Source organism: Dokdonia sp. (genome assembly GCF_039945015.1).
Lineage (GTDB): Bacteria > Bacteroidota > Bacteroidia > Flavobacteriales > Flavobacteriaceae > Dokdonia.
In genome coordinates, this window is record NZ_JBDUXP010000021.1 from 130,505 (window position 1) to 145,235 (window position 14,731).

The window sequence follows — 14,731 nt, forward strand, 5'->3', positions numbered from 1 at the left end:
TACGCTTTCGCGAAAGCGTATATATATTAATAGATTAAAATTGTTGAATTTTTCCAGCATTTAACTGAATTAATATAGAGATATCTGTATTGAGGATATTTCCATCCATATCGGCATCTGCATTGGTGTATACATTGATTTCACCTGAAGTTGATAAGGCTTCTGTAATATCAGTATTTAAGACACTTCCATCAGAGACGACATCTCCGGCATACATCGCGTAGATTCCATCTCCCATATCTTTTAATGCAAGCGTTTCCCCAGTAACCGATGTGACATCAGTACTAAGATTTACTACTGTTGATGTTGCTGAGAGTGCTATGGTATTAGCGGTACGTATTCCTAAATGATTACGGTGATTGATCACCACATAATAATCTGCTGCTGCAATATCTATAGACACAGCAGAAGTACCATCTATAGCTACTACATCGCCATCACGTTGTAGCAAAGCAGATGTTGAGGCTAGTACAGTGGTGTTGTCTGTAGCATCGCGTAATTCTATCCAAACCCAGTCTACAATAGCATCGTTTCCTGTAGTGTCAAAAACGGTAATATCACATGTGAGCGCATCAGTATATGGGCTGGTTGTTGGTAGTACATCTGCGATACGTAAATCATCACGCATGAGGCTTTCTTCTCCTGTATTTGGATTTGTGATTGCTCCTTGTAAAAATACTTTTGGTGTTATAGATACAAAACACGATGTTTCATTATAACTTGTTTGTACATCTATATCTGTCCAACTGGTTGTACTGTAATCAACATTATCTACTAAAACACAGGTAAGATTTGGATTTCCTGAAGCTGAAATATATAAGACCAGACTCTCATTTGTTCCATTTTGTACATTTAAACTTTCAAGCATATTATTGTTAAATGATGAAAAGCTTAATAAGCTATTTCCACTAAAGTCTAATTGTGTAAATAGGTTGTCTGAAAAATTTGTAAACTTAATATTCGTATTTAAACTCACATCTATAGCAGTAATATCATTGCTGTTACAATAAAAACTTTCTAATAAAACATTATTAGTTATATCTATAGTTGTTAATTCGTTAAAGCTTACCGAAAGTGATGTTAATAGTGTATTGTTTGTAACATCTATACTTGTCAACGAATTAGAGTGTAGAGATAATGAAGTTAGCATTGTATTAGTACTTACATCTACACTGATTAAAGCATTATCACTCGCATTTAAATCTGTTAAGGCAATAAAACCCTCAATTCCTGTTAGATTAGCAATACTCGAAGAACTCACATCTAAACTAGTAACTTCCTCTATTAATGCAGTAGGTACTTGTCCATCTGTAGAAATATCATCGTACCCTAATGCTTCTAAAGCAGCTTCAAAATTGGCATCTGGTATTGTCGTATATCTGCAATAAGTATCACTAAAACTCGTGGCAACATCTTTAACCCATGAACTGTAATCATTAACTAAATCATCTACTAACACACAAGGTAAATTGCTATTTCCTCCTGTCGTAAAATGGGTAACATTAGTATTGTTACCATTTTGCATATTTAATGTTGTCAAATTACTTATAGCACTCGCAGTTAAAGAAGTAAGACTGGTATTTAGACTAAGATCTAAAGCACTAAGATTTGTGCTATTCACCCATAATGTTTCTAACAATATGTTGTTGCTTACATCTAGGTTTGTTAATAAACTATACCCACAATTTAGAAACGTAAGATTTGTATTATTACTTACATCTAAATCTGTGAATGAATTATATGAAACGGCAAGGCTTTCAAGCGCAATAAAATCTTCAATACCTGTAAAGTCAACTATATCCTCAAATTGGGCTGTTAAAGAAGTGACGACTTCTATCAATGCTGTTGGGACTTGTCCATCACTAGAAATATCATCATAGCCTAGGGATTCTAAATGAGCTTCAAAGTTAGCATCTGGAATAGCTGTGTATCTACAATAAGTATCACTAAACGTTACACCTGCATCTACTTCATCCCAATCTATCGTACTGTCAGCTGCATTATCTACTAGTATACAGCTTAATGAAGGGTTATCTGTTAACTTAAACACTGTTATATTTCCATTATTCCCATTTTGAACATTTAAGAAACTTAAGTTCATATCGTTGGCATATAGTTTTTGCAGTGCAATCTGATTACTTAAATCTAATGATTCAATGTCTGTATCATTTACTCTTAGTTGCTCTATATCTGGATTATTACTAAGATCTAATGTTGTAACATTCGTATTATGAATTCGAAAATCTATTAAATCTGGGTTATTGGTTACATCTATAGTAGCTATGGGCGAACTGTATACTTGTAATGTTTCTAAAGCTGTATTATTGCTAATATCTAATGTAGCTATATTGGAATTATACGTTTTTAAACTTTTTAAAAGAGTATTGTTTGAAATATCTATCGTTGTTAAACCGCTACTAGATTGTAAGCTTAAGGATTCTAATACTGTGTTACTAGAAACATCTAATGTTGATAATCCATTGCCACCAAGATTTACTGATTTTAATACTGTATTATTAGACAAATCAATAGTACCAATACTATTATTATTTGCAGTAAGCGTTTCTAACAATAGATTTTGGCTAACATCTATAGTACTTATACCATTTGCTCTACAAAGTAACGTTACTAAAGCTGTAAAATCTTCTAAACCTGTAAGATCAGTTATACTTGAATTACGAATATCTAAGCTTGTAACGACTTCTATAAGTGCCGTTGGCACTTGTCCGTCTGCAGAAATATCATCGTAACCTAGTGCTTCTAATTTAGCTTCAAAGTTTGCGTTTGGTATGGCAGTATAATCACAATAATTTGTGTCTGAAAAGTTTGTGTTTGCTTCTTTGATCCACAAGCTATAATCATTATTTAAATCATCAACCTGTATACACGTTAAATTACTATTTCCTATTGCTGTAAAACTTAGGATATTGGTGTTATTTCCATTACGTATATCTAAGTTTAAAAAATTAGAATTCGTTAAATCAACATCTGTTAATAATGTATGATTACTTAAATCTAAACTACCTGTAAGGCTAGAATTATAGGTGTATAATTCTAATAATGCTAGATTATTACTGATATCGATACTTGACATTGGGTTATCTCCAAGGTCAAGAAATTCTAGTAATGTATTATTACTTAAATCAACATTAAGTATATCATTTCCAAATAAACTTAAACCAGTTATAACTGTATTATTACTTAGATCTATAGCTTCTAAAGAATTACTTGAAAGATCTAAATCATCCAGAACCAAATTATTAGTTACATCTATACTAGTAAGCAAATTACCTATAACATCTAATTTTTCTAACAAGCTGTTACCCGTTACGTTTATAGTACTAATATCATTAGCACTACAATACAATGTTGTTAACATTAAATTAGCACTTAAGTCTAAAGAAGTTAAAGAATTACTTGAACAGTTAAGATTGTTTAAGTTGGTGTTTGAACTTAAATCTAAACTTGTTATTGAGTTGGTATTACAGTTTAAGATTTCTAATGCTGTAAAAGCTTCAATTCCTGTTAAATCAGTAATACTTGAATTATTCACAAATAAATTTGTTACAACTTCTATTGCTGCTGTAGGTACTTGTCCATCTCCAGAAATATCATCATATCCTAATTGGTCTAATTTTGCTTCAAAATTAGCATCAGGAATTGCTGTATAATCAATACAAGTAATTGTATTAATAGTGTAGTCTCCTAATTCTACCGGGCAATCATCATCTCCCCATCTTACCCACACATTATAAGTTGCAGCGCTTAAATCCGCTATGTTTTGTGTACCTGAGTCATCTGAATAATTATGCGGATAGGTAACACCACCATCTATACTAAATTCAATGTTTGTTTGATTACTATCATCGTCAAATGAAATTGTCATTGAACCATCATTATTACCACTACAAGTCTCATCGGTTAAAGTATCTACAGTTGCAACTGGGTTTTCGAATACAGTTAAAGTCATTACTGATGAATGTGTTTTACCACAATTATTTTCATAATAGACACGATATTGAGCACCATTTAAGGAAACATCAGGATTATTTATTCTCATTGTATTTGAATATGTATTTGCATAATATCCACCATTACTAAGGTTATCCCATGATCCTGCATTATATACTTGCCATCTTTTATTAGTCCAGTCTGTAGCAGCAGCAGTTATTTGTACTTGATCAATTCCTACACAAACTGTTTGATCTACAATATCTGTTGTTATTGTTGGTGATTGTCCATTAGCACTCCATTCACTTCCAACACCAACAGCATAAAAAGCATTGGTTACTGATTCTTCTTGATCAGTGCAAAAATCCCCAAATAAATCTATCGTTGCTTGAATAGCATATGTTCTTGCATCTGCGTAATCCGAAGTACTCGTTAAATAGGTATTTTGCATTCTATATGCTATCGCCGCAGCATCATCCATCCCTATAGCAGTCACGGAAAAAACATCTCCTATATCATTTGTCCCACTTCCGCCTTGCGATAGTAACCAAAACCAATAGCTTAACACACCACTATTGGTATGTACGCCACAATAATCATTTGTATTAACATCCGGTATACATCCACTTACATCGTACCAATATGTCCCGCCATAGGTATCTGGTAAACTATAAGCATTGGGGTTAGACATAGAACGAAGTGTTCCGCCTCCATTTTCATCATTTATTAAAGCAATATCTTTTGAAGTTCCTAGATTATTATTTGCGTGGTTTTCTATAACCATTGCCCAGATATCTGAAAAACCTTCATTTAAAGCTCCAGATTCTAGCTCATAATCTAGCTGTGCTGTATTATTTGTTATACCATGCGCAATTTCATGTGCTGCTACGTCTAGAGAAGTTAATGGTGTAAAAGACCCACCTCCGTCACCGTAGATCATAAAACCTCTATTATTGGTAAAAGATACCCAAGCAGCATTTGTATAATCTGTACCATAATGCACGTAAGACACTATTGCCGAGTCGTTACCATCATAACTCTCTTTACTATGTTCTGCGTTAAAATAATCGTATACTACTTGTGCGCCCCAATGAGCATCTAGTGCATACTGGTCTTCGTCACTATTTAAGTTTGCCGCTGTCCAATTGTTATTACCATCTGTAAACTCTGTAACAACACTTGCATTACTATAATCTGTTAACGTTGCTGAGTGATTTATATTTACAGTTGCTATTCCGTTTTTTGTTGCTATTCCTGTATTATGACTACTTCCTGTATTTGCTCTTGTTTGATCATACAATATATAATCACTACCGTCTAATGTTGTTTCTATAGATTGAGAACCAGAATATACGGTAGCTCCTGTTCCTGACACAACAGGTGTAGTATACTTATTTTTGTTATTGCTATGATTTTCATCATGACCACTTTCTTTATTTTCAAAACAAGTAAAAACTTGATTTTTAAATTTTAGTACTGCTCCAGTTTGAGCATCTACATATAATATTCCCATTTTTAATGACGGTGTAGAGACTCCAACTCCTATAGCATAGGCAACATGTAATGTAGCTGTTCTTCGATTAGGAAGAATCAAAAGTTCTGGGTTAGGGGCATTGGATTTTGAAATTCCTTCACTATCTAACCAAAAAACATCGTTAGACCTCATAAATTGTTTCGCTATACTTTGTACTTGAAAGGAAGACATATTTGTGCTTGTTCTTAATCCAGAAGGATTAAAATAGGCACCACTAAAGTTTTTTCTCACTCCATTTTTTTCATGGACTTTCAATACCCCAAAATGAACTTTAATCCCATTATAATATTGTTGATACGTCCTATGTATCATCCCTAACTTATCTGTTTCCGTTTTTATTAAACGAAATTCAACACCTGAGGTTGGTTTTAATTCGGAAAAGAAAATACTTTGGTCTGTGCTTTTTTTGAAGTTTTCTTTAACTTTAGTTAAAGGTATGTTTCCGAAATTTGTGGTTTTTTGAGCAAAACTTATGGTACATACGCATAAGCATATAAGTTGTAGTATCTGTTTCATTAGAATTTGGGGTTCTTAATTTTACATTATCAATACATATGCTAGATTAAATACCGTATATATTTCTTGAAATATATTTTCAGAAAGTATTTAATATTCACTCATGTATAAAACAAACATAAAATATTGACTCCAATAATCTAAAAAAAGAGGGGATGCAAATAGGGATGCATAAATAGAATCATATCTGATAATAGCTACTTATGATTCATAAGTAACTAAATATCCATTATATTGATTTTAAATATTTTACGGTATCTTGTCCGTCTTCTATATGAAGCTTTTTGTTAAGTCTGTAACGCGAAGATTTTGATGCGTGTACAGTCGTATTTCTTAATGATGCAATTTGTTTTCTACTTAACCCTAAACGAATAAAAGTTGCAACTTCAATATCTGTTTTTGTTAAGTTTGGATGCTTTATTTTTAACTTATGTATAAAGTCCGATTGTAATTTACTTATGTTTTCTTTGATAAATAATCGCTTAGAATCTGCTAGATTTTCAACTTTTAAATCGGTTAAAATTCCTTTTAAACTAACGCCTTCTTCTTGAGTAGATAAACGTTTTAAGTTTTTAGACAGCACTTCTTTAGTCTGAATATGTTCTACAGTCTCTACTAACAAATTAGTCACTTCATTAGATTTTAATGAGACCTCTTGTTTAAGTAAACTATTTTTAGTTTCTGTTTTTTTACTTCTTAATTTGTATTTAAAATACCCAATAATTGAAACCAAAAGCAGTACTAATAAACTACAAACCACAATCCAAAACTTACGCTGTGATTTTTGCTCTGCATTCATTTTGATTGCAGTTGCTTTTTGTATAAAAGCAATACTATCTATAGACTTTTGTCTCTTATAATTCAATTCTGATGCAATTCCAGATATTAATTTTGAGTTCTCAATTTCTTTTAACCTTGCTTGAATACGTTTATATTTAATATAATACTCTAAAGATTGTTCATACTCTTTTTTTGCTGAGTAGCTATTACTAATACCTAAAAACGTGCTAGACAAAGAAAAACTATCTTTAATTTTTTGATTTATGGCAATACTTTTTTTATATAATGCGATGGATTTATCATACTCTTTTATTTTTCTATAATAATTACCACTAGAAGCATATATCGCTTTTAATCGAATAAGATCATTATCTTTTTCACTAACTCGTTCTGCTATATCTAAGTGAATCTTTCCTTCACTATGTCTTTTATTTCTTATAAGATAACCAGCATAATTTTGATGAGAAGCTGCGATTCCTCTAGATTGGTTCAATAGTGTAGCTCGACTAATAAAGTGTGCGTATGCACTATCAAAATCAAATTGTTTATTTGTAAATCTAATGATCTTAATCTCTGCCAAATCATTCAATAACATCTGTAAAGAATCTCCACAATGTAAAGACTGAATTTGAGCTTTCTTAACAAATGACAACGCTTCTTTATATTTTTTTTTGGTACGCCAAAAGACACCAAGTTTTCTATAAGAAATACTCAAGCCACAACTATCACCAATATGTTGTCTTAAACTAATATTATCATACATTTTGTTTAAGTAGTCTTCATCTTTAAGCTCTCTTCTTAAAAAGTACGTATGGTAATTAGTAATGTCTACTTTTTTAGTTTTAAAATAAACGCTTTCTGGTTTTTCTTTAATCAGTCTGTCTACTACAACTTCAGCCTCAATAAAACGTTGTTTGTAATTATAAGGATCTGTAAAAAAGGCCTCCATCCCTTGTGTTAAACTTTCTAATAAAACACTGTCTTTAGCAACGGAATTATCTTGCGCACTCGCATTATGACCAATTATATTAGTCATGCAGAAGAATAAACAAATTTTTAAGATGTTGCGCATTTCTATAAAATGTAATATATTTTTATACTAACAAAGTTATTGATATTTAAGGGATTAATATTTTATAATAACTCCTTAAGTATAATGTGTTTATAAATATATTATTTTCTATAAAAAAACAAAATCCCAGGATCCGGAACCCTGGGATTTTTATTAGATACTTCTTTTAATTAACACTAACCATCAAAACGAATTAAAAGGTATCTAACAGGTAAGTTAACTTCTTATTCTATAGACGAATTATTTCGAGGAGTGTTACACCGTTTTTATTTTTTAACTTTGTTTTATGATTATAAAGCCTACCGTAGTTCTAGGAGTCTCCCTTAAACCTAGCAGATATTCCCACCTTGCCGTACATCGTTTAAAAAAGTATAACCATCCTGTTCTCGCTATAGGTCTACGTTCTGGAGAAGTTGCTGGAGAAGAAGTGATCACTTTTAATGACGCTTTCGCGAAAGCGGAAACCCATAAAAATAAATTTGATACTGTTACACTTTATCTCAACCCAAAGCGTCAAGACCAATATATTCCGTACTTAATTTCGCTGAATCCTAAACGTGTTATTTTTAATCCAGGGACAGAAAATCCTGAACTTTATAGAATACTTAAAGAAAATAATATAGATTTTGAAGTGGCGTGTACCTTAGTCCTTTTGGGTACGAATCAATACTAAGCCTATAAATGTGAGTAATCCATTTATGATTAATATTTCAAATCCAACTTCATAATATAATTCTTTGGCTAACTCTCCAGCCTTATTCCAAGTCAGTCTATTAGTAGTGTTGGTATAAAGTGCATCAGAGTAATATGTATATATTTGAGCACTTAAATTGATAAGAATAGATAATAAGACAGAGCATATAGCAATAATAGGCACAAATTTGTCTTTTATTTTCCAAGTAGTAAATAACCCAAAAGCATATAGTCCTAATAATGGGCCATAGGTGAATCCTGCAAATTTAAATAGGCGTGCAATGACACTATCGTCTGCGATTACGTATTTAAAAACGATAATGACGAGTATCAAAACAATAGACATTAGGATGTGAATACGTTTACGGATACGTACTTGTTTTTCTTGATCGTATTTCTTTTCGATGTCTAGGATGTCTATACTAAAAGAAGTCGTAAGTGATGTAAGTGCACTATCTGCACTCGAATAAGCTGCTGCAATAAGCCCTAATAAGAAGACAATAGCAAGTCCAATCCCAAGGCCACTTTCTACGGCAATCGTAGGAAAGAGCTGATCTTTATGTGCATCGATACCATGTTGAGCAGCATAGACTGTAAGCAATACCCCTAGAACTAAGAATACCATATTTACAATAGTAAGCACAATGGTAAACCAGAATATATTTTTTTGAGCATCCTTAAGGTTACGACACGTCAAATTCTTTTGCATCATATCTTGATCAAGACCTGTCATTACAATGGCTATGAAAGCTCCAGATAGAAACTGTTTTACAAAGTGATCTCCACTTTTCCAATCTTCAAAAAAGAAAATCTGTGACAAATCACTATCTGCTACAAAGGACATGATATTTCCTCCAGAAAGCCCCATCTCATCAGATACAAAATAGATAGCAACACCTACTGCAATAAGCATAAACAGTGTTTGTAGGGTATCTGTCCATACAATTGTTTTGATTCCTGCTTTAAAAGTATATAACCAAATAAGTAATATGGTAATGGTCACTGTTACCCAGAAAGGAACACCTTCACGACCAAAAAATGACATCTTATCAAAGACTAATAATTGCAATACATTTGCGACTAGGTAGAGTCTAAAACTAGCTCCTACAATACGACTTAATAAAAAGAATGAAGCTCCTGTTTTATAAGATGAATTTCCAAATCTACCTTCCAGATAGGTATAAATAGAGGTTAGATTTAGTTTGTAATAGAGTGGGAGTAGTACAAGGCCAATCACCGCATATCCTACCGTATATCCAAGTACTACTTGAAAATAACTAAAACTTGATGCTTCAATCCATCCAGGAACAGAGATAAAGGTCACTCCAGAGAGCGACGCTCCAATCATACCAAATGCAACAAGATACCAAGGAGATTGTTTTCCTGCCTTAAAGAAATCTGCATTAGAACCACTTTTTCCTGTGAGATAGCTAATGAGCATCAAAACACCAAAATAACCAGCAATAAGTAGTAGAATGTGATAGGGTTGCATACAGTATGATTTGTATTACGAATATAAGGTTTTTAGGTATTAGCTAATAGCTATTAATTTTTAGTTATTAGCTTTTAATCCGTAGTTATTGGATAGGAATTTAAAATTATATTTTCTTGATGTGTGTTGTTTTTTCCGCTTTCGCGAAAAGCCTGCCTGCCGTAGGTACGGCGTATACAACATGCAGTATCGTTTTTAATCTTGAAAGAATAAGTAACACAGCAAGTACAAACTGAGTAAAAAATTTATGAATATTTTGTAAGTAGGAGAGGGCTAGCGATTAATTTTATAAGGTCTTGTACAACATTTTTATTCTATTGGGATATATAAATCTACTATGAATTTATTTTCTGGATGTTCCCTATAATCATTGTGATAAATTTCAAATGGATTTTCTACACTTTTTTTATATCCATTTTCATTCATCCAAATATAGAGGTTCGTCCAAGATTTTTCAAAATCGTTTGGTGTTATTTCAAAATGACCAACGATACATTTCCCTTTGTTAATAGTTAACTTATTGATTTCGCCATCAACTTCAAAAGAGGTATCAGTTTTCAAAAAAACACTCATTCGGACTTTATCTGGTGCTGTTACTTTAATACTATCATAGAAAACTCTACCCATTTTTGCTTCTGGGTCCTTCAATAAGTCTTTTGAATTTGCCCATTTTATAAGCTTTTCAAAGGCATTTTCAACACCGTGTATTCCAATGTGTGTTACTCCTGCAAGATTCAATTCGGGTGTTTCTTTAATTTCAATATTTACATTCATTTCTGTTCATTTTTTATTGATTATTAATGATGCAAATATATTTTTCATAGTCCACATACTCTTGACTATTCTTGCTTTCGAATTGACAAATCTTGCTAAATGTGTTATGGTTTTGTTTGTTTTCTTTCTTTCTTATTGTCTTACTAATTAGATCACCGTTCATCTGCTTTAAAAGCGCCGCGCATATGCAGTATCCATTGAGATTCATCTAGCGGTGAGACGCCTTTGTAACTCCTGATTTTATCCTCAGTAGTGGTCGTTTTTTGATAGCCATCCAGCGTTAGTTTAAGACGTCCTTTCCCAGAAGTCGTAGCATTAAATTTTACAGCATAATTCATAGCAACGGCTACTGAAACTCTTCCTCCTAAGATAAAAGAATCATGATCAAAAACAGGTGTGTTTATCTGAGCATTCATCTGGTTTAAATCACTAGAAATAGATCCTAATACATCCTGATTGGCTTTGATTTCAAAAGCATACATAGGCTCTAAAAGATCTGTTCCAGCATTTTCTAACCCTCTGAGTACACCCATGGGAGTTGCCAATAAAAAATCTCCAGGATTTGAATGAACATTATGTTCAGAACCTTCTACAAGTGTAATAGATACATCAGTAACCTCATAGCCATGAATCCCTTGTCTCAGAGACCAAGGAATAGCTCGCTTGACTTCATTAAGATACTTATTACTTATGTCACTCGTTCTTACGTTTGAAGTAAATGAAACGCCACTACCCAGTGGTGCTGGCTCTATCAAGAATGTCATAATCGCCCAACATGGTTTTGGCATCCAGTAGCGTACATAGCCTTCTGCTGAGGTAGATGGTGTTTCTTTATAAATCACTTTAGGTTTGTGAAATTCTGCTTCAACCTCCCATCTCTGGGCTAAATTTTCTTTTAGAACCTCTGTTTGAATTGGACCCAAAATTTTTAAGTGAAACTCTTTTTCTTCTTTGAACCATTTAAACTCTAATGTTGGGTCTTCAATATGGAGAATCTCTAAAGCTTCTCCCAGTTTTTGATACTCCTTTTCTTCCTTTGCGATTACTTGCACACCAAGTACAGCTTCACTAATTTTTGAATATGGATCATGAAGATTTTCAGAGCCTAAAATATCTCCAGAAAGTATCTGATCAGAAGTGGTAACAACCCCTATTTCTCCAGAATGTAATTCAGAAACTTGGACTAAATCTCCAAGATGTGGTTTAAAGATTTGATTAATTTTAATATCTTTTTCTAGCTGTTGAGATCGAATGACGTCTTTACTTTTTAGCACGCTTCCATACGATTTTATGTAAGCTAACCTTCCTTTCTTTTCATGGAACATTACTTTAAAAACCTTTGCAACTGCAGTTGTGAAGTAGTCTTTTGGTTGCGGTATTAATGTTGACATACTGTGTAATAATTCCTCTATACCTTCACCTAACTTGGCACTGCCAAAGAGCGAACCATATAACGCTCCAGTTTTTATATGTTGTTTTCCTTTCTCTAAAATGTGTTCTAGATCTGAAGTTTCTCCTTCAAGATATTGCTCGAGAAAAGTCTCGTCACACTCTGCTAGATTCTCCATGGTTCTATCAAGGATCGTAGAGTCAATATGATTACCACAATTTGTAAACGATACTAATTTAGGATTGTTTGGATCAGATAGATCTGGATAGTTCAGAGCGAAAAGCTTAGCGTCTACATCTTTTTCAAATTCTAAAAAAACCTGTTCTATATCTACACCAGCTCTATCTATTTTATTAAAGAAAACGATGACGGGTAGTTTTCTTTCCATCAAACTCTCCCATAGGTTAAGGGTATGGGCTTGAACGCCTTCCTTTGCAGAAACCACGAGTATGACCCCATCCAATATGGAAAGAGACCGATCCACTTCTGCAGAAAAATCAATATGACCTGGCGTATCTACCAACTGGAATAGACAGTTCTTCCAAGAAAAATTTACAGATGATGCTTTAATAGAAATTCCTCTGTCTTTTTCCATAGCTAGACCATCTGTAATAGCCGAACCTTTATCTACACTACCCAGAGATTTTGTGGTACCTGAATGATGCAACAAACACTCGGTAATTGACGTCTTCCCTGCATCTACATGAGCTAAAATTCCTATGGTTAAAATTGTTTTATCTAGCATTGACTTGATAATAAAGATCTAAGAATATTTCCTTTTTTGTTATGTGAGTTCTCTTTTGCAAGAAGTCTATTTTTAATGATTACTAGAGTCTTTATCACCTTTTAATTTACTCATTCTTTAATGTTTGTTAATGTGTTTGTGTATAGTTTGGTTGTGCGTTTTAAACGCTGAAGTTAACAAATGTATACCTAATAGAAAGTTCGCGAGGATTTTCGTGAGTAGACTAGAACCAACAATTAATTTTATACATTGTTGTGCGTGGTTTTTTGTTTATGTTCCAATTTTATTATAATTTTTTAGAGTTTTTAATGCCCATAATGTTTGGATACCTGCCCATTCTAATTTTGTTCCTGGGCTAATTCCGTACCACGTATCCCAACGTCCATCACTTTTCTGCCTATTGATTAATTCTTTCAAGTCAGATTCAATAGTCTCTTTGGTAAATAATGAGAATAGAATACTTTCTGATGATGTTGCATAATTTAAACTATGTGGTTTTCCGTAAAGTCCCCAACCTTCATCAGATTTATCTTCACAAATTATTTCATTGTTCAATATCCATTTTTTAAAGTTATTGATAGTCTTTTTAGCTTTATCCTGACTTTTAGTATACTTTAAAAAAGTGAGCCATCTTGGCACACATAAGTAGCAAAAAATATGTTTATCTTTTATTCGCTCAAACTCACTCCAAACAAACTGTTCTGCTTTTTTCATCCAAGGAATGTCAATCTCATATTTTTCTAAAATTCCGAGTAGTGGTGCAGTAGTGCTTAAAGCACTCCACTCTTTTACTGTTTTAAAATGTTCTTCACATGGATAAGTACTTTTGGGTCTAAACATCCACGGAATTCCACCTTTTTCTGTTGTTATGCTCTCAAAATATGGCATAAAGTCATTTAGAATTATTTCTTTGGTCAGATATCCAACTTCATCGAGCGTTTCAAGTGCCATAATACTGAATAGAGGTTGACTTTCTGGTGATGCTGTATCTGGTTCCATTCCATGTCCAAATCCGCCATCAGGATTTCGATAAGCATAAACGGCATGAAAAACACCATTTCTATCTCCGTTTGCAAAATGAAATTCAAATAAACGCCTTTCAATCATTCTTGCATTTGTCAAAATAAAATCTCTTGCTTTTAGAAAATCATTTTTTGGTAAAATCATTTTGTTTTCAGGGTGATTTAAATGAGAGCTAACGATCTTGTGTGTAATTCCGTTGCGTGTTTAAGTAACTAAATTAGCAAATAGAAACCGAATAGAAAATCTGTGAGTGTTTTCGTAAGCGATGTCCTGAGCGTGTCGAAGGGTAGTCTAGAACTAGCAATGAATTATATGCGGTGTTGTGGTGTCGTTTTTATTTTTAATTCAGTTCCAATTTCGGGTTTTACTTTTTGCTTTTTATTGATAGGTTTAAGTAAATACCAATAAATTCCATTTTTTCTTTTTCCCAATTCCTTTTCTATCGCAATTTCTCGTTCTTTAGCATTTTTATATCTGTTGCTTATATGTTCAGATTCTGTTTCGCAATCAAATGTAGTTTCTAAACCCGTCATCAGAAGTATTCCAGAAAGGACTCGTCTTTTAATAATCCAAGATTCTCCAGTTTCTGGTTCGACAATTTCCGTATTCGGCGGAATTCCATTTTCATGATGTTGTAATTCAGTCAAGATTCCAAATCCTGTGATATTAAAACATTCAATTATTTTTATGAAATTCGATGTCATTATTCTGTTTGTTTCGTTTGTTTACATAACGTTGAGAAATACGTCACTAACGTGTTT

At 32.8% G+C, this 14,731-nt stretch carries 8 protein-coding genes; 1 reads left to right on the forward strand and 7 read right to left on the reverse strand.

Annotated elements, in window-relative coordinates:
* Nucleotides 1-34: 34 nt before the first annotated feature.
* Both ABJD27_RS16855 and ABJD27_RS16860 read right to left on the reverse strand, forming a co-directional pair.
* The gene (locus ABJD27_RS16855; protein WP_348162007.1) at nt 35-6,001 is read right to left on the reverse strand and encodes a M4 family metallopeptidase; all 5,967 of its coding nucleotides are present in this window, start codon (nt 5,999-6,001) and stop codon (nt 35-37) included.
* Nucleotides 6,002-6,230: 229 nt separating this feature from the next.
* Nucleotides 6,231-7,817 carry a tetratricopeptide repeat protein gene (locus ABJD27_RS16860; RefSeq protein ID WP_348202073.1) on the reverse strand — a complete coding sequence of 529 codons (1,587 nt, stop codon included), beginning with the start codon at nt 7,815-7,817 and terminating at the stop codon, nt 6,231-6,233.
* A 325-nt stretch (nt 7,818-8,142) separates the two neighbouring features.
* On the opposite strand from ABJD27_RS16860, the gene ABJD27_RS16865 reads away from it, so the two are divergent.
* Nucleotides 8,143-8,526: a CoA-binding protein gene (locus tag ABJD27_RS16865; RefSeq protein ID WP_348162011.1), complete on the forward strand. Its 384-nt coding sequence runs from the start codon at nt 8,143-8,145 to the stop codon at nt 8,524-8,526.
* Here the strand turns inward: ABJD27_RS16865 and ABJD27_RS16870 are convergent.
* The 5 genes from ABJD27_RS16870 to ABJD27_RS16890 all read right to left on the reverse strand — a co-directional run bounded on the left by ABJD27_RS16870 (nt 8,497) and on the right by ABJD27_RS16890 (nt 14,674).
* Complete coding sequence (locus ABJD27_RS16870) at nt 8,497-10,038, reverse strand: sodium:solute symporter (protein ID WP_348162003.1); 1,542 nt, start codon at nt 10,036-10,038, stop codon at nt 8,497-8,499. The two genes, ABJD27_RS16865 and ABJD27_RS16870, sit on opposite strands and share 30 nt — an antisense overlap.
* 309 nt (nt 10,039-10,347) lie before the next feature.
* Entirely contained in the window at nt 10,348-10,812 is a 465-nt protein-coding gene (locus ABJD27_RS16875; RefSeq protein ID WP_348162001.1) for a GyrI-like domain-containing protein, read from the reverse strand.
* Between the two features lie 152 nt (nt 10,813-10,964).
* Nucleotides 10,965-12,947, reverse strand: a complete 1,983-nt coding sequence (locus ABJD27_RS16880; RefSeq protein ID WP_348161999.1) for a translation factor GTPase family protein — start codon at nt 12,945-12,947, stop codon at nt 10,965-10,967.
* A gap of 270 nt (nt 12,948-13,217) precedes the next feature.
* Nucleotides 13,218-14,114: a hypothetical protein gene (locus ABJD27_RS16885; protein WP_348161997.1), complete on the reverse strand. Its 897-nt coding sequence runs from the start codon at nt 14,112-14,114 to the stop codon at nt 13,218-13,220.
* Nucleotides 14,115-14,278: 164 nt separating this feature from the next.
* Nucleotides 14,279-14,674 (reverse strand): hypothetical protein, encoded by a 396-nt coding sequence (locus ABJD27_RS16890; protein WP_348161995.1) that lies wholly within the window; start codon nt 14,672-14,674, stop codon nt 14,279-14,281.
* Nucleotides 14,675-14,731 lie beyond the last annotated feature (57 nt).

Bases quoted from the DNA above. Each gene is read 5' to 3' on its own strand.
- ABJD27_RS16890 (WP_348161995.1), bottom strand. From the start codon at position 14,674: ATGACATCGAATTTCATAAAAATAATTGAATGTTTTAATATCACAGGA.
- ABJD27_RS16875 (WP_348162001.1), bottom strand. From the start codon at position 10,812: ATGAATGTAAATATTGAAATTAAAGAAACACCCGAATTGAATCTTGCA.
- ABJD27_RS16855 (WP_348162007.1), bottom strand. From the start codon at position 6,001: ATGAAACAGATACTACAACTTATATGCTTATGCGTATGTACCATAAGT.
- ABJD27_RS16870 (WP_348162003.1), bottom strand. From the start codon at position 10,038: ATGCAACCCTATCACATTCTACTACTTATTGCTGGTTATTTTGGTGTT.
- ABJD27_RS16880 (WP_348161999.1), bottom strand. From the start codon at position 12,947: ATGCTAGATAAAACAATTTTAACCATAGGAATTTTAGCTCATGTAGAT.
- ABJD27_RS16860 (WP_348202073.1), bottom strand. From the start codon at position 7,817: ATGACTAATATAATTGGTCATAATGCGAGTGCGCAAGATAATTCCGTT.
- ABJD27_RS16885 (WP_348161997.1), bottom strand. From the start codon at position 14,114: ATGATTTTACCAAAAAATGATTTTCTAAAAGCAAGAGATTTTATTTTG.